Raw genomic sequence first — 25988 nt, forward strand, 5'->3', positions numbered from 1 at the left:
GATACGGCGGTTCAGTTAGGCGCGACGATCTTTGACAAAGATCGGTAAAGCTCTGCCATCGGCTCCAATGCAAGTGACTCGGCACGTGCGTGCGCTGGAATACTGTCGGGCCACGCGGCGGAGAGTTGTTCGGCAGTGTGTCCCACGGCGCGAAGATTGTTCTGCAGGGTCTTGCGCTTCTGCGCAAAAGACTGCTTCAGGAATTTGTTGAACCCTTCAGGATCTACTCTTAACTCAGTAAACCGTGGCGCGAAGTGAAGTCGCAAAACAGTGGAGTAGACGTCGGGAGGCGGCGAGAACGCGGACGGCGGCAGAGTAAAAAGGTGGTCGACCTGCGCGTTCATCTGAGCCGTCGCAGAGAGTAAACCATAGTCCCGAACCCCCGGAGCAGCCGAGACACGATCCGCCACCTCTCGCTGCATCATCAGAACGGCGCGGGCAAGAGTGCCTGCGCTTCCAGCTGCGAACAGTTGCAGCAGAATATCCGAAGTGATGTAGTACGGCAGATTGCCGATCACATCCGCCGTCTCCCCTGCCGGCACGAGCGTTTGCAGGTTTGTCTTCAAGACATCGCATTCAAGAATCTGTACCTGGGGTTGGTCGCGAAAACGGAAGGTCAATTCGGCTGCAAGTGCACGGTCGAGTTCCAAGGCAATCAGCTTGTGGCAACGTCCTGCCAGAATGTCGGTAATCGCCCCATGGCCTGGGCCAATCTCGATAACGGTTCGCTTGCTAAGATCACCAAGAGCATCGACGATAGCGTGACGGGCAGTGTCGTCGACAAGAAAATTTTGTCCCAGCTTCGGCTTACGTTTCATCTGCATCCAATGTTTGCGGTTTGTTCCTGTGCTCTTCTATAGACTAACGGTTTGGTTGGAAAAGATAAGGACGAAGGTATGCATATTGTTTTCGCGGCGTCGGAGTGTTCCCCTTGGGCAAAGTCGGGAGGTATGGCGGATGTGGTGAGCGCACTTCCACGTGCCCTGGCCAAACTTGGCCATCGTGTAAGTGTTTTTCTGCCCTACTATCGTCAGGTTGCGAAGGCTGTGCCGAAGCCTAAGGTTGTCGTGCCTAGTGTCACGGTTCCGTTTCCTTCGTATAACCGCTTCGTCCGGATTCTTGACGGAGGTATAGCCGGAGAAGTCCAGACTTACTTCGTCGATTGCGCCGAATTCTTCGATCGCGAAGAGTTTTACGGCACGCCCTCCGGCGACTATCCCGACAACGCGGAGCGCTTCGGACTTCTCTGCCGTGCTGTCATAGAAGCCTCAAAGATACTGGGCATTCCAGACGTATTTCACGTGCATGACTGGGAGGCGTCGATGATTCCGATCATGTTGGGATCCATCTATTATTTCGATCCAGTCCTTCGTCACGTCCCGACAGTGCAGACTATTCACAACGCGGGATTTCAAGGGTGGTTTCCTCCGCAAGTCATCGAAAAGCTGCTGCTGCCGTGGGATTTATACACTGTTGAAAAGCTCGAACACTTCGAGAAAGTGGATTTCTTGAAAGGCGGCGTCGTGTATGCCGATGCCATCACAACGGTAAGTCGGAAGTACGCCGAAGAGCTTCAGACGACCGAGTTTGGAAACGGACTCGATGGAGTGTTTCGGAAGCGAAGCGGAGATCTCCTGGGAATTACAAACGGTATCGACTCTGAAGAGTGGAATCCTGCGACCGACTCCCACATTGCGGCTCACTACACGGCACAAAACCTTGCAGGGAAAAAGGAGTGCCGCCGCGATCTGCTTCACGCATATGGATTCGAAAATGTCAGCGATGACACCGCCGTTATCGGGGTCGTCTCCCGTTTCGCCACGCAAAAAGGCTCCGACTTCATTGTCGAGATCATGGATCGGCTGGCGAACGAAGACATGGTGTTGGTGATACTTGGTAGCGGCGAAGAATACTACGAGCGTCTGTTGGTAGAGATGGCGCAGCGCCATCCCGCAAAGGTGCGCGTGCAGGTGAAGTTTGACAACGTCATGGCGCACAAGATCGAAGCAGGCGCCGATATCTTCCTTATGCCCTCACGTTATGAGCCCGGCGGCCTGAACCAGCTCTACAGTCTCAAGTACGGAACTATTCCTGTCGTCCGCGCGACGGGCGGCTTGGACGACACGATAGATGAACAGCCAAACGGCGAGGGCAATGGTTTCAAGTTTTGGGGCTATAGCGCGGACGCATTCCTCGAGGCAGTTCAACGCGCTCTCGGAACCTTCCGCAACAAGGAGCAGTGGACGGCAATGGTGCGGCGGGGAATGGCGCAGGACTTCTCCTGGGACAAACCGGCCGCCGAATACGTGCGCGTCTACGAGCGTGTCATCACCAATCGCAGTTAGGCGGTTCGTCTTCGTTGCAGCAGATAATGCAGCGGAATTCCAAGCAGAATGATTCCGGTTCCGATGATGGAGTTCCGCGGCTGATCTGCAAATGAAAAGACCAGTAGCACAGTCGCCGCAAGAATGAAGAGGGCGGGTAGCACCGGGTACCCCCATATGCTGTACGGGCGAGCAACATCTGGCTCGCGGCGGCGGAACACGAAGATCGTGCTGGCGGTCAGCATATAGAAAAGCCATTCACCGAAGATGGCCAGCGAAAAGAGCGCTTGGAACTTGCCGATGGCCAGCAGCAGCAGCGAACTCAAAACGGCCTGAAGGATCAATGCTGTAGATGGTGTTTGAAATCGCGAACTGACATGCGCCAGCTGCTTGAAGAAGAGCCCGTCACGAGCGGCTGCAAACGGCACACGCGCGCCAGACAGTGAAGATCCTACAAAAGTTGCACAGATACTGACAGCCATTCCGATCGACACAAGCGTCGCTCCCCACTGCCCGGCGACCAACCGCATCGCATCAGCGGCGGGTCGATCTGCAGTGGCAATTGCTGCTGCGGGCAGCACATATTGAATAGCCGCATTGGTCAGCATGTAGAGCGCCCCGACGATGGCAACGCCTCCGACCAACGCCAGCGGCATGCTTCGTTGCGGCTTCTGCACTTCGCCCGCCATGGTCACGACGTCGCTCCAACCGTCATAGGCCCATAGGGCAGCGACCAGCGCGATCATGAAGCCGGTAAAGCCTCCCCGCGCTCCCGAAAAGTCAGTGCTGAAGTTGTTCCATGATCCATGCGCGCCCGCTGCCCCGAAACAAAAACCCGCGATCACGACAATCAGCGCACCTTTAAGCCATGTAAGCAGAAGTTGCACATTGGCGGATCTTCTAGTCCCGATAATGTTGAGGCCAGCAATCAGCCAGGTCACCGTAATGGCGAAGATCTGCCCCCAGTACAGATGCAGAAAGGCCGGCTGCGCGAAAAAGCTGAAGATTGCAAAGGTACCCAGCACCCGCGCCAACCCTGCGGCGATGGTAGCAAGCGACGCAGGTTTGGCGACCGTTATCTGCGTCCACATATAGAGGAAGCCAGTAAGATCCCCGTAGGCCTCGCGAAGGAAAGCGTATTCGCCGCCATAGCGTGGCCGCGCAGCAGCGATCTCTGCATAAGTCATTGCGCCGAAGAGCGAGAGCAGGCCACCCACAATCCACACAACGTAAACCATGCGGGACGAGCCGACCGCCGCCATCATCTCTCGTGGCACCAAAAAAATCCCGCTGCCAATAATGATGCCCACGACTATGGAGGTTGCGTGAGATGCGTTTAAAACGCGAGGCAGTTCAGACTGGCTTTTTGGCATCGGTTTTCGGAGAGTAGCATACCCGTGCCGTCATCCCGAAAGGAATAACTGGCGGCTCTTCATGTTGCCTCGATATCTCAGACTGCACATACGCCGGGGAATCGGAATGAGATATTACAGCTCAGGTGGGCCGCAATAAAACATCTTACTTATAAGATGAGAGACGAACTTCCTGGAGTGAACTATGGACTGGACACCTGGTGGCGGACTAAGCGGGGACATCGAAGACAGACGTGGTTCCTCAGGCGGAGGCGGCGGAGGCTTTGGTGGCGGTGGGATCGGCATCGTCGGCTTTTTGTTCCTTCTAGTCATCAGCCTTGTCACAGGACGCAACTACATCGGCAGCTATCTGTCTGGGCATAGTTCATCTCCCTCCACACAGCAGAGCGCACCTGCCGCAGGCAGTCGTCCGGTAACCTCTGAGTCTCCTCAAGAGAAGAGAGCAGCGCAACTTGTCTCCTGGACGCTGGACGATGTGCAGAACACCTGGACGAAGCTTCTTCCTGCGCAGACAGGAAAAAACTACCAACGCTCCACTCTCGTCTTATTTCGCGGACGAACTTACTCAGGGTGCGGTACAGCTCAGTCGCAAAGCGGCCCGTTCTACTGCCCGGCGGATGAAAAGGTCTACATCGACCTGAGTTTCTGGGATGAATTGAGAAGACTCGGCGGCAGCAACGCGGACTTCGCCCAGGCCTACGTCGTCGCGCACGAGTTGGGCCACCATGTTCAGGATCTCCTCGGCATCGAACGACAGGTCAGGCAGCTATCCGCTCAACACCCATCCGAGAGAAATCGACTCTCCGTCGATCTTGAACTCCAGGCGGATTGTTTCGCTGGTGTGTGGGCGCACAGCACGGCGCAACGCAACATCGTTCACGACTCCGACATCGCGGCTGGTCTGCAAGCAGCGGCCTCTGTTGGCGACGACCACATTCAGCGCCTGGAACGAGGCACGGTAAGCCCAGAGAGCTTCACTCACGGATCTTCTGCGCAGCGTGTTGGCTGGTTCAAGCGTGGTTTTCAGCAGGGAACCATCGCAGCCTGCAACACCTTCAAAACTGGCGGCGCAGTCCCCACGACAGACAGCGCTGAGTAAACTCAGGAAGCTTCGTTCAACACGGGAAGCACCGCATTGCCTGAGGCTTCTGCTGCGAAGTAGTTACGAATCTTCTCCGCAGTCGCTGAATTCACCACTGCAGTAAGCGCGTCGGGTCCAGCCTGCTTGATCCCACGCACGCTGCCGAAGTGTTCGATCAACCGTTGCCGTGTTCTCGGCCCTACACCAGGTATCGCGAGCAGTTCGCTGTCACGGTCGCGCATCTGCCGTCGCTTGCGATGGTAGGTCACGGCAAATCGATGACTCTCATCGCGAATCTTTTGCATCAGGTGTAGAACCGGAGAGCGCCGATCCAGCACTACAGGTTCATTCTCCTGCCCGTATACGTAGATGATCTCTTCTCGTTTCGCGATCGACGCCAGAGGCTGCAACGTGACGCCGATCTCCTCGAGTGCCGAATACGCAGCATGCAACTGTCCGAGCCCTCCATCGATCAGGATCAGGGAAGGGAAGGGCTTCTTGTCTTCCTGCAGCCGTTTGTAACGGCGTTGAATCACCTCGCGCATACTGGCAAAATCGTCGACGCCCGTAACTGTCTTCACCTGAAATTTTCGGTAGTCAGACTTTTTCATCGCGCCATCTTCCCACACCACCATGGACGCCACTGTTTCGGCGCCCTGAATATGCGAGATGTCGAAGCACTCGATCCGGCGTGGCAGTTCTTCCAACGTGAGCGCGTCCTGCAGCGCCTCTTGAATCGCCTTCATCCCAGGCTGCAATACTCGGAACCGCTGGTCATAGGATTGCTTCGCATTTTGACAGACAAGATCGACAAGCGAACGTTTTTCCCCGCGCTGTGGTGCAAGAATCTCAATGCGTTTGCCCGTCCGATCAGTCAGGGCCTCTGCCAGAAGCGCCCGGTCGGGAAACTCAACGGGAACGAGAATAGATCGGGGCACATAGCTCTGATCGAGGTAGAGCTGCTTCAGCAACGCGGAAAAAAACACCGCCGGACTGAACGCCGCTCCAAGCTCTGAAACAGCAGCATGCTGGACGACGGGAATGCCCTCTCCTATCTCCGGCGCGGCAGCCGCAGGATCGGGTTCCATGCGCGGCAGCGCCTCCAACTCATCCAACTCCGAAACAGCCTCTGTTACCGCGTCCACCGAGGACTCCGGAAGATCCTCCCAGAAGAAGTCGCGCCGGTCCACGATCTTGCCGCTGCGCATATGGAACAGGTTCACCGCAAGCATCTCGTTCTCGAAGTGGTAGCCGAAGACGTCGGCGTCTTCATTGTCGGTGCCGGCCATTCGCTGTTTGTCCTGCATCTGGTGGACGGTGACAATCTGATCGCGCAGGCGCGCAGCTGTCTCGAACTGCTCTGCCTCCGCCGCGGCCTCCATCCGTTTCGTCAGTACCTGCTCGAGCTCGTTCGGACGCCCCTCCAAAAAGAGCTGAACGTCGCGGATGGTCTCGCGGTAAGCCTCCGGTGTTGTCAATCCCTCCAGGCAAGGCCCCAGGCAGCGCTTGATGTAGTACTGCAGACACGCCCGCGGATGGTACCGGGATAGATCGACCTTGCAGCTTGGAATCAGGAAGCTGCGATGGATGAGATCGACCAGCCGGTACGCAAGATTTCCTGGAAAGTAGGGACCGTAGTACGCCCCGCCATCTTTGCGCAATCTGCGGGTCACAAAGACTTTCGGATAGCGATCGTTCATCGTCAGCTTGATGTACGGATAGGTCTTGTCGTCCCGCAGCAGAATGTTGAAGCGCGGCTTCTTCTGTTTGATGAGGTTGTTCTCAAGCGCCAGCGCCTCGTGCTCATTTGCGACCGTGATGTACTCGACATCGACGGCCTCCCGCATCAGCGAGCCTGTCTTAGCATTGGCCTGCGACGCCTCCAGAAAGTAGGAACGCACCCGCGCACGCAGGTTTTTCGCCTTACCTACGTAGATAACCTCGCCGTCAGCATTTTTATAGAGATAACAACCTGGCTGGGTGGGGAGGGTTCGAATTTTCTGGTGAAGATCCATGCGTATCAATCAAAGTCCGCATCTTAGTGTAGATGCAGGTCTAGAAGATCTGCAGTGTGCACAGGTTTGCTCAGTAGATTTGACGCGGCAACCTATCAAAAGTTCCCGGATGATGCCGACAAGGAACCCGGTCTAAATTCGTCAATCGTTGTAAGTATCGGAAAATGTTATGGTTGAAATCATTTTTGAGATTGGCCTTCTAATTGCAGCTTTCAACCGTTGTGGATGAAGTTATTGGAACGCCCCATTAACCAGGAGATGAACGAAATGAACTCCAAGAATCAGAGGGATATGAAGATTAAATCTGCCTTAGCCGTTGTGTTCGCCAGTGCCTTCGCGCTCACCTTCACGGTTGGCTGCTCGACCAAGAACTATGTCAAATCCCAGACCGCGCCTATCATCCAGCAGACTAACGACCTTGATACCAAGACCGCCGCTGACCATCGCAATATCGTCGATACAGACGAGCGCGCAAAGACCGGAATCGCAGGTGCACAATCTGCAGCCGATACAGCCGATCAGCATGCTCTTGCAGCCGGCCAGTCCGCGGATGCGGCAAATCAATCCGCCAAGGAAGCTTATAACCGGGTCGACAGCCTGAGCGGCGTCGTCGCCAATTTGGACAACTACAAGCAGATTTCGGATGTAAGTGTCACGTTTGCTTTTGACAAATACGTTCTTACGGCGTCTGACAAGAAGCAGCTTGACGATTTGGCTGCGAACCTCGGCAACACCCGCGGTTACATTCTCGAAGTGACGGGCGGAACGGACTCGGTTGGCGATGCGCAGTATAACTACCAGCTCAGCCAGCATCGTGCCGACGCGGTCGTCAACTATCTCTCCTCCAAATACAACATCCCGCCGCACAAGTTCTACCTGATTGGCATCGGCAAGGATCAGCAGGTTGCAAGCGACAGCACAGCCGAAGGTCGAGCGAAGAATCGTCGTGTCGACATCAAGCTGATGACCAACATGGGCAACGATCAGCCGAGCAATGCCTCCGCCATCAAGCCGAACGGACAGATGTAATCAACACTCTCCGCAAGACCAACCGCGCCGACATCATGTCGGCGCGGTTGCTTTTTGTATCGCCACCAGCGTCGATAGAGATCTATGTCTTGAGCTTTCGATAGACAATAGCCAAGAGAGCAGAGGCCAAAACGACCCAGACCAGCTGGTACCAATAGAAAAACGGAAAGCCCCAGAGCGCCGGCGTCGAACGAGCATAGACAATCGGGAAACAAAGGCCAAGATAGGGCAGTAGAAGCAGCAGTACCCACCGGCTCCTGCGCGGCCTTGATTCAGCTTTTCCTTCGGGCTCAGGCGTCATGGTGCAAAGCATAATGCATTTGTCTCGAAGGTGGGAAGCCAATCACTTCGGGTAAGTCATCGGGTAAAGTTGAAGATATGGCCGAGACCACCCCCCAGAATCTCCCGCCGAAGGCCGCATCCACTTCCACGGACCCGATTGCAGAGGCGATAGCGATCATGGCACGGCTGCGAGCCCCGGACGGCTGCCCCTGGGACCGCGAGCAGACCTTCGACTCTATCAAGCGACACACCCTCGAAGAGACCTACGAGGTCTTCGACGCCATCGAACGCCGCGCCTGGCCCGACCTGAAGGATGAGCTCGGCGATCTTCTGCTCCAAGTTCTCTTCTACGCGCAGATGGCCTCCGAGGCTAGTCACTTCGACATCCATGACGTAGCTGAAAATCTGAACGCCAAACTCATTCGCCGCCATCCCCACATCTTTGCAGGTGCCGAAGCGGCAGATGCAAACGCCGTTCTCCGCAATTGGGAGCAGATCAAGCAGACCGAGAAGAAAGCTTCGCAATCAACGCAAACCTCGCTACTGGACGACATCCCTCGATCGATGCCGGCCTTGATGGAGGCGGGTAAACTAGGCTCTCGGGCCGCAAAAGTCGGATTCGACTGGCCTGACACCGGCGGCCTCTTCGACAAGCTGCACGAGGAAATCGGAGAGCTCAAGGCCGAACTTAATCCGCCCTCAGCCGCTGGTTCCACAACCGCGATCGAAGCCGAGCTTGGAGACATTCTCTTCACAGCCGTCAACCTTGCCCGACATCTCAAAGTTGACCCCGAATCGGCTCTGCGCGCCACCAACGCTAAGTTTCGTCGCCGCTTCGCCGCAATGGAGTCCGCCTCAGGCAGCAGTGCCGCTCTGGAGGCCTCCACGCCCGATCAGCTCGAAATACTATGGAATCAGGCTAAGAACGCCGCCACCGAACCGCCAAGGTCATGAACGCGAACCCCCAACCTGCAATCCACATTCAGTCCCTTACCAGGCTCGAACACTTTGAGCGCTGCGTCGTTCTCCAACACGAAGTCTGGGGTTACAGCGATCGCGATGTAATCCCGCGGCGTGTCTTTGTCGTTGCGCGGCGCATAGGCGGCCAAGTTCTCGGAGCCTTCGACCACGGCACCGTCGTCGGATTCGCCATGTCCTTGCCGGGCCATCGCGGCGGCAAATCTTATCTCCACTCGCACATGCTCGCCGTTCTGCCGCAGTACCGCAACTCCGGTATCGGCCGCCGACTCAAGCTAGCCCAACGCGACGACGCCATCGCACACGGCTTCGATCTGATGGAGTGGACCTTCGATCCTCTCGAGATCAGGAACTCCCACCTGAACATCAGCCGATTAGGCGTTATCGTTCGGCGCTACCAGGCCGATTTCTATGGTCCCTCATCCTCCCCATTGCAGGGAGGACTCCCGACGGATAGGCTATATGCGGAATGGTGGCTGCGCTCCGACCGTGTAACCGATCTGCTACGCGGCGAGCCCCAGCCTCAACAGACCCTTGAACGCATTACCGTCCCGCACACCATCTACCAGTGGAAGCAGGACCCCCAGCAGCGAAGTCTTGCGCTAACCCTGCAGAGCAATAACCGCGCGGCACTCGAATCGGCGTTCCAACGCGGCCTGGCCGTGGTTGGCTATGAACGGGACGCTCAGGGAAATGGCAGCTTCCTCCTCGGCCCTTGGAATTAACACCTCGGAGATCTGATATATCAGTACCCCAATCGCAGTACAATTTGACTGAGCCAGACGCACCAGACCCGCTACGATCCAGCAATTCGGAAAGACAGGACTGCAATGCTCAACATCGATGCGATTCACCTCCGCGAGATCAACCTGCCGCTAGCTCATCCGTTCGAGACCAGCTTCGGCCTCACCACCAGCCGCCGCATTCTCCTCGTAGAACTCGAATCGGAGGGCCTCACCGCATGGGGTGAGTGCGTTGCCGGCGAGCACCCTTACTTCAGCGACGAGACCGTCGATACCGCATGGATCATCACAGAGTCGGAGCTTGCCCCTCGCCTGCTCGAGGCTGATGTAGAGCGCGGCGGCAGTTGTCCTGATATATTTCGCCAGGTCCGCGGCCATCGCATGGCCAAAGCTGCGCTGGAAAACGCCGTTTGGGATCTCGAGTCACAGGTGAAGCGTGTCCCGCTCGCAGATCTCCTCGGCGGAACCCGCGACGTCATTCCCTGTGGCGTCTCGATTGGCATCCAACCATCGCCCGCCCATCTGATGGACAAGATCGCCACCGAACTCGCCGCCGGCTATCAGCGCATCAAGTTGAAGTGCAAGCCAGGTTGGGACGTGAAAATCTTTGAAGCCGTCCGCGACCGGTGGCCCGACATCACGCTCAGCTGCGATGCCAACTCCGCATACCGCATGAAGGATGTTGAAGACATCGTCGATTGGGATCGCTTCGATCTGCTCATGATCGAGCAGCCTCTCTGGTACGACGACTTCTACTTCCACTCCATGCTGCAGAAGCGCCTGCTCACCGACATATGCCTCGACGAGTCCATTCGCAATCGGCGCGACGCTCTCGCGGCCATCGACATGGAATCCTGCCGCATCATCAACATCAAGCTAGGCAGAGTCGGTGGCTTCAGCGAGGCAATCGCCGTCCACAATGCCGCAGAAGAACGCGCCATCCCGGTCTGGTGTGGCGGAATGCTGGAGACAGGCATCGGTCGCTCGCACAATATCGCTCTCTCTTCGCTGCCAAACTTCTCGCTTCCCGGCGACGTCTCTGCCTCCAGCAGGTATTGGGAGCAGGACATCATTGAGCCGGAGGTCACGGTGAGCGATCGAGGGGAGATCACCGTACCAACCACACCCGGCAGAGGATTCGAAGTGCAGCTTGACCGGATCGAAGCCCTCACCGTTCGCCGGCAGACCCTCCACGCGAAGGCCCGCGTGACAGCCTGACAGATCCGTTTATCGATTCGGTAGCGGCGTATCCAACATCATGCGAATAGCATCCTGGTAGCTCATCGGCCCAATCGCTTGAAAGTCGCTGCCGGTTGACTCCGTATGTACGTTGACTGTCTTCAGCATCAAAGCACGCACGCTGAGCCGCATCGAGAAGTGAGTGAAGATCCATCGATTGCCGCCAGCGTCGGTTTGATTCAGCTCCAGTTTGCCCCCCGGATAAATATGGGCGAGCATGCCCCAGCCGAAGTTCACACCACGCGAGATGGTCCCTTCCATGCGAACCAGGTAATGCGACTTGGCATCGATCCACACCCTTCCTTCGAGCCCGGTCAACGCCTCTGCTTCCGTGTTTGGCGGATTGAACTTCGGGTTCGGCTTGTAGTCGATTACGATCTCCAACGCGCCTTTATTTTTGCCTGACTGCGGCTGCCCCGGCGTGTAGGTGAACATTGCTGAATCGGCCATCAGGGGAACTAATTTATCCGCCATCTTGCGGTCCGATTCGCTATTCCGGATATGCCGGAAGAAGGCTGACGGAGATGCGATCATGTCGTTCAGGCGCTGTCGCTCCGCCTTGTCCTGCTCATCAGTCAGCGGTTTTCCATCTCGCATAATCAACCGCGCCACCGTTCCATCTTTGCTCTCAACGACGTCACGGACTACATCGCCCTTATCGCTGATTGTGTGGGTGCGATATCGAAAATAGGAGTCCGTATGATGAAGCGCTTTGAGCTCATTCGCCGACGCGTCGACGATCCAGGAGCGCGGCGGTAGCGACAGCAAAGATGCTTCGCCTACATCTTTTGTCGTAGCGCCGCCCTGTTGCTGCGAAAGCCCACCGACCGCGGACAACAGCAGCAAAATAGATCCGATAACGACCCGGTAGCGTGACCTTCTTCGTTCCAAAACTGCCGTGAATCGCGGCCTGCCTGCAGAAGCTGCTTCCCGCGCCTCCACCTTCGCCATTACCAACCCATACCTCTCATCTCCCCATTCTATGGGTCTTTCATAAGACTCACGGAGCCCGGCAAAGTATTCGCGGTTTGCCTCCCGGCATGAGCTTGGGTATAGTTCGGGCAAGGTATACATGCAGCAGACAGGACCTCAAGGGAGAAAAAAACGTCTATGAAACCAGCAGAGGGTTCCACCGTCATCGGTAAGTCGGTCGTTATCCGAGGAGAGCTCTCCGGAGATGAGGACCTTTACATCGACGGAGATATCGAAGGAACCATCACCCTCAAGGGAAGCGGTCTGACCATTGGCCCAAACGCGCGTGTTCGTGCCAATATCACCGTCCGCGACGTCACCGTATTTGGTCATCTTACAGGCAATGTGCAGGCTTCTGGTCGCGTTGACCTGCGCCAGTCTGCAATCGTAAATGGAGACATCCTCGCCGGTCGGCTCTGCATCGAAGAGAGTGCTGTTTTGAAAGGCAATGTCGAGCTTAAGCAAGGCCCTGAAGCGCAGTCTAAGTCATCAACTTCCACTGTAACTTCGTCTGCGCCAGTCGAAGCGAGCGCTCCTTTGTTCACTCAACCACAGGCATAGAACCAGAAAGGGAAGCGGGCTCATGCGCAGCCTTTTCGGCAGTAGCGAGAGTACAAGCAGTCAACGAGGTGGCGACACCGGTCGCATCCCTCGGCATTCCAGTGGATGGAAAGAGTTGATGAAGCACCTGCAGACGCAGGACTCACTGCGCATCCTCGACATCGGACCCACTTCGTCCACAAACATCAATTACATTACCAGCCTAGGCCACAGCATCTACATGGCGAGCGTCGTCGACGAAGCATCGAAACCGGAGTGGCTCACTCCCGGCAATGGGGGCGAGCCACCCAGCTTCGATGTCGATCGATTTCTTGAGAGCAATCTCAACTTTTCCGGCCGCGTATTCGACGTTGTCATCTTCTGGGACACAGCAGATTATCTTCCGGAACCTCTCATTGCGCCCGTATTGTCCCGTATCCACAAAGTGCTGCAGCCTGGCGGCTTGATGCTTGCATTCTTTCACCAGACAACCAGTCCAGAGACATTCTTCTGTCGATATCATCTGACCGATACTGACGTAGTGGAAATGCAACGTGCGGGCAACTACCCATTGCTCAATGTCTTCAATAATCGCAAGATTGAAAACCTGTTCAGTGAGTTTAGTAACTTCCGCTTCTTTCTCGCAAAAGACAGCCTTCGCGAGGTCATTATCACCCGATAAGCATATGACTACTTTCATGCTTTGGCCGGGCATGAGTTAGTGCGGAAAAGCAAAGGCGCCTCAACTCGAGGCGCCTTCGCTTATTTCAAGGAGCAACTCCTAAGGAGTTATCCCTTCGAATTCTGCTTCCGTCGCTCGGCCCAGCGCTTCTTCATTGCATCGGCGATTCGTTTGCGGCCCTCGGGACTCAATTTGCGTTTGCGAGGGGTCGTAGCTGCCGATGCTGCGGCAGCGGCATTCTTGCTCCCTTTGGGACGGCCAGGGCCGGTGCGCTTCGTTGTTGTTGCCGTCGTTCCGGCCAATAACGCACGTGCCTGCTGTAGCTTTGCGATCTGGCCATCAATCTCGGCAATAATACGGCTAACTTCCACGTGTTACCTCCAATGGCATGGGTAGATCGAGTTACTCGGGGTTTTTATCTCGCCGACCAATTCTTATTGCCACCTCATGACGATACAGAAGTAGCTAAGATGATGCAAACAATAAGTAACTCGTCCGCCTATTTCGTTTTGACGGTGTTAGCTTCATGGTCGTCTGTTCTATGTGCCGTTTTCGGGGCGCGAATCGCATATCCAGGTCCTGCTTCATCCAGCTCCTCGTGTTGCGCTCCCCCGAGCCCACGACGATGATGAGACTCATCAATGCACCTTTGCAGATCTTTCAGGGTTCCTTGTTTGTCTCGTGCAAACTCAGTGGCCATGCGGGTCAGCGCGTAGGTAAGAATGTCACTGTGGTGCAGGTCCTCCATATCAGGCGCACGTCGAATATTAAGCCAGAGACGATGCACCAGCTGTACTTCGTGCGGTTCGATAGTAGGTGCATGAGGTCCTATATGGAAGCTGAGGGACTCGCCATCCGGTTTGATGACATAAAAAGTAAATTGCCGCTTTGGTTCAGGGAGTGCCTCCCACGCCTGGCCTACATGGTAGGCCTGCTCTTCAGCCGTCAGCTTAGTCGAGAGTCCGGAAACCACAGCCGCCGCATCCAGTGAGTTAGCTGTCTGCACGAGCGCCGAAAAGATATCTCCGGCAGGAACTACCAATAGGGAAATATGCTTCCCGAAGCTTTCAGCTACCGAAACAGCTTTGGTAAACAGCATTTGTTCATGCTCGCTGAATAACTGCTCCGATGCATCGACATACTCCGGGCCGCCGGCACCCATCATTCGGGCCGCCAGCACCACCAGGTCCTGGTCGTCCGTATTCGTGTGCGTCAAAGCCCACTTCAGAGCAAACGGCGCGGCCGAATCACGCATCGTCACCACTACTGCACCCGGTCGAATGTCGAGCGCTTCACGACCTACGTTATCTTGATGCTCGAGCTGAAAGTGCTCTTTCATCTGCAGCGTAGTCAGATCGTGGCGACGCTTGTTATCTCTCTCCGAGAGAGAAAAAATGACAAAGAATGCAGCAGCAAAAATAACCCCACTTACCGTAGCAACCGATTTCGTAAATAAATTAACAATTGCAGTCGTAAGCAGAACCAGGAAGACACAAAGTAGTCCCAGAGGAATCTCTGTCTTTCCGATCCGAATATTGAGTGGCACCTTCCAACCACGTTCACCCTTGTACTTCCAGCGCAGCACCAGCATCGCAAGGGCATTGAAAGTAAAGCTCCAGATCACGCCAAACGCGTAGGCTTCGCCCAACATAATGACGTTGCCTCGAGTCACAAAGATCGTGAACATCTGCAGTCCCGCAACCAGGTTCACGATGCGAAAGCTGGTCCCGTATTTGCGCTGCGGCTTGCGAAACCAGTCTGAGAGGACTCCATCCTCGGCCACGCGCATCAGCACGCCAGTCGAACCGACGATTGCGGTATTCACCGCTCCACCAAGAATCAGAAACCCGACGATCACCACAAAGACACGGAAGCAGATCCGCACTGCCAGCGGACCCACCATGAACATTGCCATGCCGGCGATCAAATTGTCGCGATACACCGGCACTCGCACTGAGTCGGGAATCAACATCACAGCCAGCAACGTGCCTATGCCAGTAAAGATGAAGCTGTAGATCGCAATGACAATCGCCGCGCGCTTCAGGTTCTTCAGCTTCGGGTGTTCGATCTCGCGGTTCACCTGCGCCAGCGATTCCTCACCACTCATCGCAAGTACGGAGTGCCCGAACGCCATCAGCACGCCGAACAAACCCAGCGTCCGCATGAATCCGGTGTGCTTCAGAAATCCAAGAGCGTCCGCACTGAAGTGAAGATTGTCAGGAGTCGGCCAAGGGGGCAGGTGCGCCCCTACATGAATCGCCGAAAATACTCCCCACGAAAGCAGGATCACAACCATCACGGTCGTGATCTTCATTACCTTTAGTGCCTTATCGCTGGACTCTTCAATCCCCTTGGTGTTCTGCCACCAAAAGTAGACAGTGATTAGTCCGGCAATCACCGCCGAAGTTCCATCGACTGGCAACTGTCGAGCCCCACCGCTCGAATGCATCACAAGCTTGCTGGCCCAGTGATGCGCGGCGCAAAGCCGCAACAACTCATTCAACAGACCAACAATGTACTGGCCAGCCGAGACACCTGAAATCGGCCCCGTCAGAATGTAGTCGAACATCAGCGCCGAGACGCTCAGCTTCGCAAACGTCCCGCCCAATGCCTCTTTCACAATCCGGTAGACGCCGCCCCGCGTGAACATGCTGCAGCTCTCGACATAAACCGCACGCACCGCAAAACTGAACAGCATCACGCCCAGAATGAACCACGGAGCAGCCTTGCCCACCGCCTCTTCCGCGATGCCGCCTGCATAAAACGCCGAGGAGCCCAGGTCGTTCAGCACAATCGCAGCAGCCCGCCAGAACGAAATAAAGGTGAGCATGACCGACGACGCCACCACCAAGCGGACGCGGTTCGATTGTGGCTTATTGATAGTTTGTTTAGATCCCATTATGGTTTGCTGTTTGATAACCCGAACAGCCAGAGATACTGAATAACTTCAGCATGTGCGACCGCCACTCCCCAACCTCAAGTGGAACACTGCCAACACCCACCAGCAAGAGCAGAGTGTGATCCTGCTTCCCCCGTTGACAGCTATTCTTCATCCCCCAGCAACTCCTTCAAATCTTCTGCAAAACTCACCACGATCACGACTGCAGACCCCGCCATCCCAATGAAGAACAGAGGGACAACAATCTTTGCAACGAGATGAATGACAAAATCCATGCGCATCCATTGTATCTCTCAAACAGCTGAAAACTAACTGGAAATTGTCAGCTCAATGTTAGACTTCAGACCGATGCGACTTATCCCCCTGCGACTTTGGGCCATGGCTGTGCTCTCGGCCGTCCTCCAGGTTTTACCTTTTCCCATCGCGGGGCCCGTGCCTGTCTGGCGAACCACCGTTTGCTGGATCGCACTTCTCCCCCTGATCTGGGCCATTCTCGCTAACGACAAGAACGACAACCCACTTACCCTCCGTCGGGCAGCCGCCCTCGGCTATCTCTGCGGCTTCGTCTGGTACCTGGGCAACTGCTACTGGATCTACCAGACCATGTACCTCTACGGCGGCCTTGCCAAGCCCATTGCCGCAGGCATCCTGATCCTCTTTTGCCTGTACCTTGGCCTTTATCACGCCCTCTTCAGCACGTTGCTCGCCGCCTTTCGAAACCGTTTCGGTCGCCAGCTCGCCTTGGTATTCGTACCCTTCGCGTGGGTAGCCGTAGAACTCGCCCGAGCCCGCATCACCGGTCTTCCCTGGGATCTTCTCGGCATCGCTCAAGTCGACAACCCCATGCTGACACGCCTTGCGCCCATAACGGGAGCCTACGGCCTCTCCTTCGTCATCGCAGCGGTCAACGCCCTCTGGCTCGTTCGTATCCGGCTACGCGAGCGTCGGTACACCCGCCCTGCGCTTACCGTCGCGGGAGTCATCATCGTTGTCGTTTACATCTTGGGCCTTCGCCTCATCGCAAACGCGAAGCCGTCGCCTACCGCCGCAACAGCCACCCTCGTACAAGAGAATCTCGAGGTAGGAGCCGCCAACACCGGCCCGCAACCGACAACCCAGCAGTTCCTCGACTCCTTCTCCTACCTCAGCCGCTACCCCTCAAAGAGATTTCTCCTTGGAACTCCCGAACTCCCCGGCACTCAGACGGTCTATCTCCTCCGCCCCCGCGCTGACGAATCTGACGACACCATTCCCGCCGCCACCAATCTCATCGTCTGGCCTGAATCTCCCGCTCCCTTTGAAGACATCGACCCTCAGTTCCGCTCTGCAATGTCGGCTCTGGCCCGATCAGCACAAGCTCCCATCATCGTCGGCAACATCGGCTTCCAGCCAAATCCCGCGAATAAATCCGGCTACACACCCTACAACCGCGCGTCCTTCATCAACTCTGACGGCGCCTTCGCCGGCCACTACGACAAGATGCACCTCGTCCCCTTCGGCGAGTACGTCCCCTTCAGAGAGTTCTTCTTCTTCGCAAAAAATCTCCTCAATGAAGTAGGCACATTCGAGCCCGGCGCGCAGCGCACCGTCTTCTCCACAGGCGGCCACACCTACGGCGTCTTCATCTGCTACGAATCCATCTTCGGTGACGAGATCCGCCATCTCACCCAGCAAGGCGCCGACGTCCTCATCAACATCTCCAACGACGGCTGGTACGGCGACACCAGCGCCGCATGGCAGCACCTCAACATGGTTCGCATGCGCGCCATCGAAAACCATCGCTGGATCCTCCGCGCCACCAACACCGGAGTCACCGCAGCCATCAACCCCTTCGGCCGAGTCGTCTCCGCCCTGCCGCGCCATCTGCGATCCAGCCTTCGAGTCCACTTTGGCTACGAGCACGACCTCACCTTCTACGCCGCGCATGGCGATCTCTTCGCTTATGCCTGTGCTCTCGTCACCGCTCTCGGCCTGGCCCTCAGCCTGAAATCAAAATTCACGTAAACTAAATATCATGCTTAGCGACTTCGAATTTTCCTACTCCCCGGTCCGCGACAAAGTGCGCGCTCTGCGGGAGTATCTTTGACTCGGCCAGACTCCGCCGCGAACTCTCCGTCATTGAAGAAAAAATAGCCGACCCCACCGTCTGGGCCGATGCCTCGCGTTCGCAACCACTCATGCGCGAACGCAAACGCCTCGAAACCCTCCTCGCCGACGACGCAGAGCTCGCCCGCCGCTCCGACGACATCGAAGCCTACTTCGATCTCGCCCGCGAAGGCGAGAACACCGAGCCCGACCTCGCCCGCGAGATCCCCGCTCTACTCGACTTCGCCGAAAAACTCGAATCCAAGACGATGCTCTCCGAAGAGACCGATCCGCTCAACGCGATCGTCACCGTACATCCGGGCGCAGGCGGCACCGAGTCCCAGGACTGGGCCGAGATGCTCATGCGCATGTACATCCGCTGGGGTGAACGTCAGAACTTCAAGGTTGAGATCAACGAAATCCAGGACGGCGACGAGGCCGGCATCAAATCCGCCACCTTCACCATCTCCGGCGACTTCGCCTTTGGCTTGCTCTCCGGCGAGACCGGCGTTCATCGCCTTGTTCGCATCTCCCCCTTCGACTCTGCCAAGCGCCGCCACACCAGCTTTGCCAGCGTCTTCGTCTCGCCCGAGATCGACGACACCATCGTCATCGACATCAAGCCCGAAGACCTTCGCATCGACACCTATCGCTCCGGTGGCAAGGGCGGCCAGCACGTCAACACCACCGACTCCGCCGTCCGCATCACCCACATCCCCACCGGCCTCGTCACTGGCTGCCAGAACGAGCGCTCCCAGCACAAAAACAAAGAGCGAGCCATGAAGATGATGCGCTCCAAGCTCTACGAGTACGAGCTCGACAAGAAAAAGGCCACGGCCCGCAAGCTGGAAGACTCCAAACTCGACATCAAGTTCGGCTCACAGATTCGCAGCTACGTCCTCCAGCCCTATCGCATGGCGAAGGACCTCCGCACCCGCGTCGAAGTGGGCGACGTCGACAAGGTCCTCGACGGCGACCTTGAGCCCTTCATCCGCGGCTATCTCCGCATGCGCCGCGAAGGCAACTTCCCAGCCGACATTGTGGACGACGACGTCGCATGACATCTGTCACTCCATAGCGTGACAAGCAGCACTACCGCAACAGGGAAGGGACAAGGGATACTCACCCAAGTTGACGTAAGGCATCGAAAAACTTCGCCTCGGAGAAGCCCTTGTTAACCACGTCCTCAAACAAACTCGACTACGGCGTAGATGCACCCGCCGTCATGCGCAACTTTTTTCTTATCGGCGCCGCCTGCCTGCTGGTAGCCATCTTCTCGCCGCGTATTCTTCACCTCGGCCCCGTCGATCTCAGTACTCGCAGCATGTATTGGCCTGCAGGTTTCCTCATCGGCGAGGGCTTCCTCTTCCTGCTCTACGTCAAGGTCGGCAAATTCCGCCACCGCGATTTCATGCTCAGCCTGTACCCGTGGCGTGGCGACGAAAGCGTACTCGACGTAGGCTGCGGCAGAGGCCTCCTTCTCGCAGGAGCAGCCAAGCGCATCGCATCTCTCTCCGGCGCTGGCCACGCCACTGGCATCGACGTTTGGTCCAACGTAGACATGGGCGGCAACTCCGCCGCCGCCACCCAGCGCAACCTCGACCTCGAAGGCATCTCCGACTACTGCACCCTCCTCAGCCAACCCGCACAGGAGATGTCCTTCCCCGACGACACCTTCGACGTAGTCGTCTCCAACCTCTGCATCCATAACATCTACGATCCGCCAACCCGCCGCAACGCTCTGCAGCAGATCGTCCGCGTCCTCAAGCCGGGAGGCATCGCCCTCATCTCCGACTACAAACTCACTGAGGAGTACGCCAGGGAGTTTCGCAATGCAGGCCTCCTGGTAGAAAAGAAACGAGGCAGCTTCCTGACGACCTTCCCGCCCCTCACCGTCGTCCTCGCTCGCAAACCAATGTAACCACTCAGCCTCCGTCGCATCCAACAAGGGAGCACTGGGAGGCATATCGAAGTGAGTGGATCCAAAACGACTATGAGGACAGCGGATTCAAAACATACCCCAGACGAACACGAGCCATTGCGTAAGCAGTTGATTGCACTCTTAGACGGCGGCCAGGCTCACGTGACCTTCGACGAAGCCGTCCGCGACTTCCCAGCCCAGCACCGAGGCACCATTCCGCCCAATCTCCCCTACTCCGCCTGGCAACTCCTGGAGCACCTGCGCATCACCCAGCGCGACATCCTCAACTTCTCCGCGCCCCCCACCGGCGGCTACCATCCCATCGCATGGCCCGACGACTATTGGCCGAAGTCCCCGCAGCCACCCGCGACCAACTCCTGGGAGCAGTCCATCACACTCATCCGCTCCGACCTCGATCACTTCAAAACCCTCATCCAAAACCCCAACTCCGATCTCTTCAAACCCTTCCGCTGGGGCGACGGCCAAAACCTTCTCCGCGAAGCCCTGCTGATCGCCGATCACACCGCCTACCACCTCGGCGAACTGGTCGTGCTCCGCCGCATCCTCGGCGTCTGGCATAAGTAAAGGCATGTAATCCAATGAATGAACCGGAGATCATCCGCAACACCCTTGGCATCACCACACCGGAAAATCCGCGCACCATTGCTGTCATCGGTCTCTCGGAAGACCGGTCAAAACCCAGCCACTACGTCTCCGCCTACATGCAACAGCACGGCTACAAGCTCTACCCCATCAACCCCTCCATTCAAGAGGTCCTCGGCGAAAAGTCCTACGCCTCTCTCTCCGACCTCCCCATCAAGCCGGACATCGTCAACGTCTTCCGCCTGCCGAAGTACATCCCCGCCATCGTCGACGAGATGATCCAGCTTCGTCTCCCCAACCTCTGGGTCCAGCAGGGAATCGTCAACCGCGAAGCCGCCGCCCGCGCGGAAGCCGCTGGTATCCACGTCGTTATGGACCACTGCATCATGGTCGAACACCGCCGCCTGACATCCAGGTGACAAATGCCCCTGTCCTAAGGTCCTACAATTGAGAGTGAATGATTAACGTACGCAAGATCTCCGCCTTCCTGCTCCTCGCCTGCGCCTCTCTCTTCCTCGCACCCGCGCACGCCCAGCTTCAGGGCGTCGGCGACGGCGGCCCCGGTCCCGTCAAAGCCCAGCATCTAACCGCCGAACTCGTCTCCCTCTCTCCCGACATCGCCCCCGGCGGCACCCTCCAGGTAGGCCTCGTTCTCACCCTCGAAGAGCACTGGCACGTCTACTGGATCAACGCCGGCGACTCTGGCGAGCCACCCAAAATTACCTGGACCCTCCCCGAAGGCATCACCGCTGGCCCCATGCTCTTCCCGATCCCCAGCCGCCTACCCCTCGGTCCGCTCATGGACTTCGGCTACGAAGACGAAGTCGCCTTCCCCGTGCAACTCACCGCCGCCAGCTCTCTCAAGCCCGGCCCCACCCACATCGACGCTAAGGTCACCTACCTGGTCTGCCGCGAGGTCTGCATCCCCGGCAAAGCCCACCTCGGCCTCAACCTCAACGTAGTCCCCGGAGCCACCGCCGCGCAGCCCGTCGGCGCCCTCGGCGAAGCCCTCACCCTCATCCCCAAGCCCCTCCCGCCCGACGCCAAGCTTACCGTCACCGGCGGCAAAACCGACTTCGTCCTCAATCTCACCACCGGCGGCCGCGAGACCAACGCCGAGTTCTACCCCGCTGATCAAGACCAGATCGCAAACGCCGCCCCCCAGCAGATCGAGCCAACCTCCGACGGCGTTCGCCTCCGCGTCCGTCGCTCCGACGACCTCAAAACCCTCCCCGCCCAGCTCCACGGCGTACTCAAACTCTCAGACAACCAGGCCTACGAAGTCACCGCCCCCGTCACCCCCGGTGAAGTCGCTCCAGCCCCAGGCAGCAAAGTTGCAGGTAGCCCCGCAACCAGCAGCGTCACCACGATCAGTGCCATAGGCCTCGCCTTCGTAGGCGGCATCATCCTCAACCTGATGCCCTGCGTCTTTCCCGTTCTCTTCCTCAAAGGCCTCGCCCTCGTGCAGTCCTCCGGGCAGGAGCGCAAACATCTCCGCAGCCACGGCCTCGTCTACACCCTCGGCATCCTCGTCTCCTTCTGGATCATCGTCGCCGCCCTGCTCATTCTCCGCGCCACCGGCAGCCAAGCCGGATGGGGCTTCCAGCTTCAATCCCCAACCTTCATCGCCGTGCTCGCAGCAGGCCTCTTCTTCTTCGCCCTCTCGCTCGCCGGCCAGTTCGACCTCGGCCTCTCGCTCACCAGCGTAGGCGGCGGCCTCGCGCAGAAGCAGGGCTACACCGGCAGCTTCTTCACCGGAGTCCTCGCCACCATCGTCGCCACGCCCTGCACCGCACCGCTCATGGGAGCAGCCATCGGCTTTGCCCTCGCGCAACCCGCCGGAATCACCTTCGCCGTCTTCACCGCCCTCGCCCTCGGCCTCGCCACACCGTATCTCCTCCTCAGCTTCCAACCCGCCTGGACCCGCATCCTCCCCCGTCCCGGCGCATGGATGGAGATCCTCAAACAACTAACCGCCGTTCCTCTCTTCGGCACCGCCATCTGGCTCGCCTGGGTCTACGGCAATCTCCACAGCGGCAACAGTCAGGGCGTCGACCACCTCACCCGCCTCCTCTGGTGCTTCCTAGCACTCGCCATCGCAGGCTGGGCTCTCGGCAAATGGCCGGCCAACTGGAAGAGCGCAATCGCCGCCCTCCTCATCGCCGCCGTCGGCCTCGCAATCCCCCTCTACCAACCAAAAGACACCACCCTCGTCTGGGCCCCCTACTCGCAACAATCCCTCGACCAGGCGCGCGCCGCCGGTCATCCCGTCTTCATCGACTTCACCGCCGCCTGGTGCCTCAGCTGCCAGGTCAACGAGCGCGCCGTCCTCAAATCCGCCGACGTCCAGCACCAGTTCAGCAAAAACAACGTCACACTCCTCAAAGCCGACTGGACCCAATACGACCCCGAGATCACCAAGCAGCTCGCCTCGGTCAACCGCAGCGGCGTACCCACCTACGTCATCTACCCGGCCATGAAAAACTCCTCCGCCGACGTTCTACCCGAGCTCCTAACCAAAGACATCGTCCTCACTGCCCTCAAGAAAGACACCAACCCATAGCGGCCACTAGCGCGAAAATTTCCGGCGCAAAGCAGCTTATACGCCGTAAAAAACGCCAACTTCGAACCAGCTACTTTTGAAAATCTACTGGTCGTTGGGCGAGCGGGCGGGTCGAGGGAGGCTCAACAACAGGTGGCAGATCCTTGACGCTCGCAACTGGAATCTCGACGGCGCCATCGCGATCGGCAGTAACGTCGTGAACGCCCACCCGAAAGTAAAACTCTCCTTTTAGCGGAACGCTGATCTGCTGATGAAAGAAGACGCCGGTGTGAAGCGTACGTTCATAAAGACCAGGCGTGAGATCCTCGTCTGCCACTCTGCTCGAAGTATTCAACAGTTTGCCGTCGTGGCTATACAGATAAGTGCGGAACATCAGGTCGGCGTGGCGGTTGCCGTCACCGCCGGGAGTGAATACGACAGCGCTTGGATCGACGGCGATAGTGATGTCATAGCGACGATACGGGCCAATGAGACGTGCATTGGGGATGGCAAAATTGCCGGAAGCCACGGTCTCTTCTGGCTGTCCAGCAGCAGGAACGACTAGAACCTTGAGCGTAATCTGGGTCGGAACCGGCGAGCCGAAGCTCATCGTATCGTGCATAGGGTCGGCGACCGGCACAGCCGCGAGCGACGTCAATTTAGTAAAGCCTGTAGAGGATACGGCAGCGAGGCTAGTCTCGCCCCCGTCACTCGTCTTAGGCGCGTCGGCATGGTAGCCACGCCGGTAAGCGAGTGTGTAGCCATCGCGCCTCAGCTTCAGCTTGATACTCCGAAATCTTCCGTCATCAGCCATATCGGTTGGTGTGTAAGTCAGGGTGTAGTAGTTGGATCCGGCTTCGATGGCGCGGGTGACGGCATTGGCGAGGCCGTTGGTGTTGAGGAAGGCGTGGCCGCCGGTCTGCTCAGCCATCTGGAGCATGGTGGAGTTGTCGTCGGCGTTCTGGCGAATGGCATCGTTGAGATGGTTCGTGAAGACATCCTGGTTGCGACCTTGATTGGGGTCCAGCTTGGGGTCGTACTGCACGCCTGAGCTTTCGACGGAGTACGCGGACGGGTCGGCGAGGCCGCGAGCGTCGATCGGATAGACGGCAACCTGGCTCTTGGCGAGCAGGGCTGTGGTCTGACGAAATTTATCCGAGGAGTCTGCGGTAATCGCAAAAGGGTTGAGAATATTGGCGTCGGGCAGGATGCTGATGGGAAACGAGCCGGAGAACCAGATGAGATTTTTTCTTCCCGGTAGACCGGCGAGGTAACGCGCCATCTGGTTCAGAGCGTTGAGTGTGTATCGCGTCCGGAGTTGAAGGTCATCGGAGGAATGCTCCGCTTCGAACTGCTGCATGCGCCGGACGACAGACGGGGGCGTATGCGCTATCGACAACTCTAGAGGGATTGTGTCGGATTTGTCGCCCGTCGTTGCGTTGTCCATCAGCGGAGAGGTGCTGGAAGACTTGTGTTCAACCGCAGCCTGGAGCAGGCGGGGATCTGCAGTGAATGGCTGCAGAAGCCAGAGATGAGTACTTAGTCCGAAGATGGCGAGAGGAACGTTTGGAGGAGAGTTTTTGAGAAAAAGGCGAAGTTGACTGCGGAGGTAGGATTGGGCCCCGTTCGGTGTGTTGAGGGTGTCGATAAGGAGGATGTTAACAGGCGCGTTCGCGGGAACGGACGTGTAGTTGGTGAAGTTGCCGGGCGGCAGAACGAGTGGAGGTTCAGACTTCGCGGCGTCTGTGCTTATGTGTTCCTCGAAGCTTTTGATTCGCTGAGTCGTGTTGTTCTCGAAGACGGTAAAGTCGGAGGCGCTGAGACTGTGCACCGGATTCTGCTTGCTGTCCGTAACAACGACGTCGAGAACAACGAGCTGTGTACCGGTCTTAAGCGAAGAAGAAACACGTGGAGAATCTTGTGCTAGAGCTGGTTGCAGAACTGCCGCCGCAAGCAACGTAAATATCGCTACGCTTGGACCAATTGCCATAGGGGCACCCGAGCACTCGCTCTATTTCAACACACTGATTGTAGGACGATGCTGTTAGCCGCGAGGTTTCAGCCGCCCAAAACTACATCTCAGAACGATCACCAGGCGACGGTCAGCGATGCATCTGGCCAAACATCCAGGTGGCACGCAACTTACACCCAATAATCTTCTCTTCCAATGAAATCGCCGCTAGATCTTGAACCACACCCGCGCGGCCTCTTTCAACTGATCCTCGCTCAACGAGATCTTAGTCTGACCCACAGACCACTTATGTCCAAACGGGTCCGTGAACTGACCATAACGGTCGCCCCAGAACTGATCGGCCAGTGGCATCGTCACAGTCACGCCACCCGCAACCGCCCGCTCCCAGAAGCTGTCTACATCGTCCATTTGCAAATGAATCGTCACCGGGGACCCGCCCAGCGCCTCCGGCGTCGACGCCTTGCCTCCCCTCATCTCGGGGAAATCATCCGAAAGCATGATGCTTCCATCGTTGATCACGAGATGGGCATGCGTAATCTTGGTCGACTCCGGCATGTGATGCCGCACGATCTCCATCGCCCCGAGCGCAGTCTTGTAAAACTCGATTGCAGCTGCGGCATCAGGAACAACGAGATAAGGAATAAGCGGAGGGTACGATTCCAAGCGAGCACCTCAATCGAGTGAATGAACCGGGGAACCGGCTTAAGC

Annotated in this window: 25 protein-coding genes; 14 read left to right on the forward strand and 11 right to left on the reverse strand. The window is 57.4% G+C overall.

Translation table 11 applies throughout. The features are described 5' to 3' along the window. Positions 1-11: 11 nt before the first annotated feature. Positions 12-824, reverse strand: a complete 813-nt coding sequence (rsmA, locus tag RBB76_RS18205; protein WP_429629112.1) for a 16S rRNA (adenine(1518)-N(6)/adenine(1519)-N(6))-dimethyltransferase RsmA — start codon at positions 822-824, stop codon at positions 12-14. Positions 825-896: 72 nt separating this feature from the next. Here rsmA and glgA point away from each other — a divergent pair, with 72 nt between their 5' ends. Beyond that, positions 897-2345: a glycogen synthase GlgA gene (gene glgA / locus RBB76_RS18210; protein ID WP_429629113.1), complete on the forward strand. Its 1449-nt coding sequence runs from the start codon at positions 897-899 to the stop codon at positions 2343-2345. Here glgA and RBB76_RS18215 read toward each other — a convergent pair. Continuing rightward, a complete protein-coding gene (locus RBB76_RS18215; protein ID WP_429629114.1) occupies positions 2342-3697 on the reverse strand; it encodes an APC family permease in 1356 nt (451 codons plus the stop codon). The genes glgA and RBB76_RS18215 overlap by 4 nt on opposite strands. Positions 3698-3881: 184 nt before the next feature. On the opposite strand from RBB76_RS18215, the gene ypfJ reads away from it, so the two are divergent. Beyond that, entirely contained in the window at positions 3882-4796 is a 915-nt protein-coding gene (ypfJ, locus tag RBB76_RS18220; RefSeq protein ID WP_429629115.1) for a KPN_02809 family neutral zinc metallopeptidase, read from the forward strand. A 2-nt stretch (positions 4797-4798) separates the two neighbouring features. Here ypfJ and uvrC read toward each other — a convergent pair whose 3' ends face one another. After that, positions 4799-6793 (reverse strand): excinuclease ABC subunit UvrC, encoded by a 1995-nt coding sequence (gene uvrC / locus RBB76_RS18225; RefSeq protein ID WP_429629116.1) that lies wholly within the window; start codon positions 6791-6793, stop codon positions 4799-4801. A 267-nt stretch (positions 6794-7060) separates the two neighbouring features. On the opposite strand from uvrC, the gene RBB76_RS18230 reads away from it, so the two are divergent. Continuing rightward, a complete protein-coding gene (locus RBB76_RS18230) occupies positions 7061-7822 on the forward strand; it encodes an OmpA family protein (RefSeq protein ID WP_429629117.1) in 762 nt (253 codons plus the stop codon). A gap of 82 nt (positions 7823-7904) precedes the next feature. Here RBB76_RS18230 and RBB76_RS18235 read toward each other — a convergent pair whose 3' ends face one another. Then, positions 7905-8135 carry a DUF3311 domain-containing protein gene (locus RBB76_RS18235; RefSeq protein ID WP_429629118.1) on the reverse strand — a complete coding sequence of 77 codons (231 nt, stop codon included), beginning with the start codon at positions 8133-8135 and terminating at the stop codon, positions 7905-7907. Between the two features lie 65 nt (positions 8136-8200). Between RBB76_RS18235 and mazG the strand changes: the two genes are divergently transcribed. The 3 genes from mazG to menC all read left to right on the forward strand — a co-directional run bounded on the left by mazG (position 8201) and on the right by menC (position 11043). Then, positions 8201-9058, forward strand: coding sequence for a nucleoside triphosphate pyrophosphohydrolase (mazG, locus tag RBB76_RS18240; RefSeq protein ID WP_429629119.1), 858 nt, complete (start codon positions 8201-8203; stop codon positions 9056-9058). Continuing rightward, positions 9055-9807, forward strand: a complete 753-nt coding sequence (locus RBB76_RS18245; RefSeq protein WP_429629120.1) for a GNAT family N-acetyltransferase — start codon at positions 9055-9057, stop codon at positions 9805-9807. The genes mazG and RBB76_RS18245 overlap by 4 nt, the downstream gene beginning before the upstream one ends. 105 nt (positions 9808-9912) lie before the next feature. Beyond that, positions 9913-11043: an o-succinylbenzoate synthase gene (gene menC, locus RBB76_RS18250; protein ID WP_429629121.1), complete on the forward strand. Its 1131-nt coding sequence runs from the start codon at positions 9913-9915 to the stop codon at positions 11041-11043. 9 nt (positions 11044-11052) lie between these two features. Here menC and RBB76_RS18255 read toward each other — a convergent pair whose 3' ends face one another. Then, positions 11053-12015, reverse strand: coding sequence for a hypothetical protein (locus tag RBB76_RS18255; protein ID WP_429629122.1), 963 nt, complete (start codon positions 12013-12015; stop codon positions 11053-11055). Positions 12016-12174: 159 nt separating this feature from the next. Between RBB76_RS18255 and RBB76_RS18260 the strand changes: the two genes are divergently transcribed. Both RBB76_RS18260 and RBB76_RS18265 read left to right on the forward strand, forming a co-directional pair. Next, complete coding sequence (locus tag RBB76_RS18260) at positions 12175-12597, forward strand: bactofilin family protein (protein WP_429629123.1); 423 nt, start codon at positions 12175-12177, stop codon at positions 12595-12597. A gap of 118 nt (positions 12598-12715) precedes the next feature. Further along, entirely contained in the window at positions 12716-13258 is a 543-nt protein-coding gene (locus RBB76_RS18265; protein ID WP_429629124.1) for an SAM-dependent methyltransferase, read from the forward strand. Between the two features lie 107 nt (positions 13259-13365). Here the strand turns inward: RBB76_RS18265 and RBB76_RS18270 are convergent, their stop codons facing one another. The 4 genes from RBB76_RS18270 to RBB76_RS18285 all read right to left on the reverse strand — a co-directional run bounded on the left by RBB76_RS18270 (position 13366) and on the right by RBB76_RS18285 (position 16438). After that, on the reverse strand, positions 13366-13629 hold the full coding sequence (locus tag RBB76_RS18270) for a hypothetical protein (RefSeq protein WP_429629125.1): 264 nt from the start codon (positions 13627-13629) through the stop codon (positions 13366-13368). A gap of 128 nt (positions 13630-13757) precedes the next feature. Next, on the reverse strand, positions 13758-16157 hold the full coding sequence (locus RBB76_RS18275; RefSeq protein ID WP_429629126.1) for an APC family permease: 2400 nt from the start codon (positions 16155-16157) through the stop codon (positions 13758-13760). Continuing rightward, a complete protein-coding gene (locus RBB76_RS18280; protein ID WP_429629127.1) occupies positions 16147-16311 on the reverse strand; it encodes a hypothetical protein in 165 nt (54 codons plus the stop codon). The genes RBB76_RS18275 and RBB76_RS18280 overlap by 11 nt, the downstream gene beginning before the upstream one ends. Further along, the gene (locus RBB76_RS18285) at positions 16301-16438 is read right to left on the reverse strand and encodes a hypothetical protein (protein WP_183975451.1); all 138 of its coding nucleotides are present in this window, start codon (positions 16436-16438) and stop codon (positions 16301-16303) included. Before RBB76_RS18285 ends, RBB76_RS18280 begins: the two co-directional genes overlap by 11 nt. A 49-nt stretch (positions 16439-16487) precedes the next feature. On the opposite strand from RBB76_RS18285, the gene lnt reads away from it, so the two are divergent. From lnt to RBB76_RS18315, 6 genes are all read left to right on the forward strand, one after another. Beyond that, positions 16488-18161 carry an apolipoprotein N-acyltransferase gene (lnt, locus tag RBB76_RS18290; protein WP_429629128.1) on the forward strand — a complete coding sequence of 558 codons (1674 nt, stop codon included), beginning with the start codon at positions 16488-16490 and terminating at the stop codon, positions 18159-18161. 10 nt (positions 18162-18171) lie between these two features. Continuing rightward, positions 18172-19303, forward strand: a protein-coding gene (gene prfB, locus RBB76_RS18295) for a peptide chain release factor 2 (protein WP_429629130.1) whose coding sequence is annotated in 2 segments (ribosomal slippage) — positions 18172-18240 and positions 18242-19303 — 1131 coding nt in all. Because the reading frame shifts where the segments join, the coding sequence is not laid out codon by codon here. Positions 19304-19413: 110 nt separating this feature from the next. Continuing rightward, positions 19414-20163 carry a class I SAM-dependent methyltransferase gene (locus tag RBB76_RS18300; RefSeq protein ID WP_429629131.1) on the forward strand — a complete coding sequence of 250 codons (750 nt, stop codon included), beginning with the start codon at positions 19414-19416 and terminating at the stop codon, positions 20161-20163. Positions 20164-20214: 51 nt separating this feature from the next. Further along, positions 20215-20748 carry a DinB family protein gene (locus RBB76_RS18305; protein WP_433963452.1) on the forward strand — a complete coding sequence of 178 codons (534 nt, stop codon included), beginning with the start codon at positions 20215-20217 and terminating at the stop codon, positions 20746-20748. Positions 20749-20762: 14 nt separating this feature from the next. Next, entirely contained in the window at positions 20763-21185 is a 423-nt protein-coding gene (locus RBB76_RS18310; RefSeq protein ID WP_429629133.1) for a CoA-binding protein, read from the forward strand. A 38-nt stretch (positions 21186-21223) separates the two neighbouring features. Continuing rightward, positions 21224-23329: a protein-disulfide reductase DsbD family protein gene (locus RBB76_RS18315; RefSeq protein WP_429629134.1), complete on the forward strand. Its 2106-nt coding sequence runs from the start codon at positions 21224-21226 to the stop codon at positions 23327-23329. A gap of 70 nt (positions 23330-23399) precedes the next feature. On the opposite strand, the gene RBB76_RS18320 is transcribed toward RBB76_RS18315, so the two are convergent. Both RBB76_RS18320 and RBB76_RS18325 read right to left on the reverse strand, forming a co-directional pair. Beyond that, positions 23400-25298 carry a VWA domain-containing protein gene (locus tag RBB76_RS18320; protein ID WP_429629135.1) on the reverse strand — a complete coding sequence of 633 codons (1899 nt, stop codon included), beginning with the start codon at positions 25296-25298 and terminating at the stop codon, positions 23400-23402. 189 nt (positions 25299-25487) lie between these two features. Next, positions 25488-25943: a VOC family protein gene (locus RBB76_RS18325; RefSeq protein ID WP_429629136.1), complete on the reverse strand. Its 456-nt coding sequence runs from the start codon at positions 25941-25943 to the stop codon at positions 25488-25490. Positions 25944-25988 lie beyond the last annotated feature (45 nt).

The organism is Tunturiibacter psychrotolerans (assembly GCF_051013365.1).
GTDB lineage: Bacteria > Acidobacteriota > Terriglobia > Terriglobales > Acidobacteriaceae > Edaphobacter > Edaphobacter psychrotolerans_A.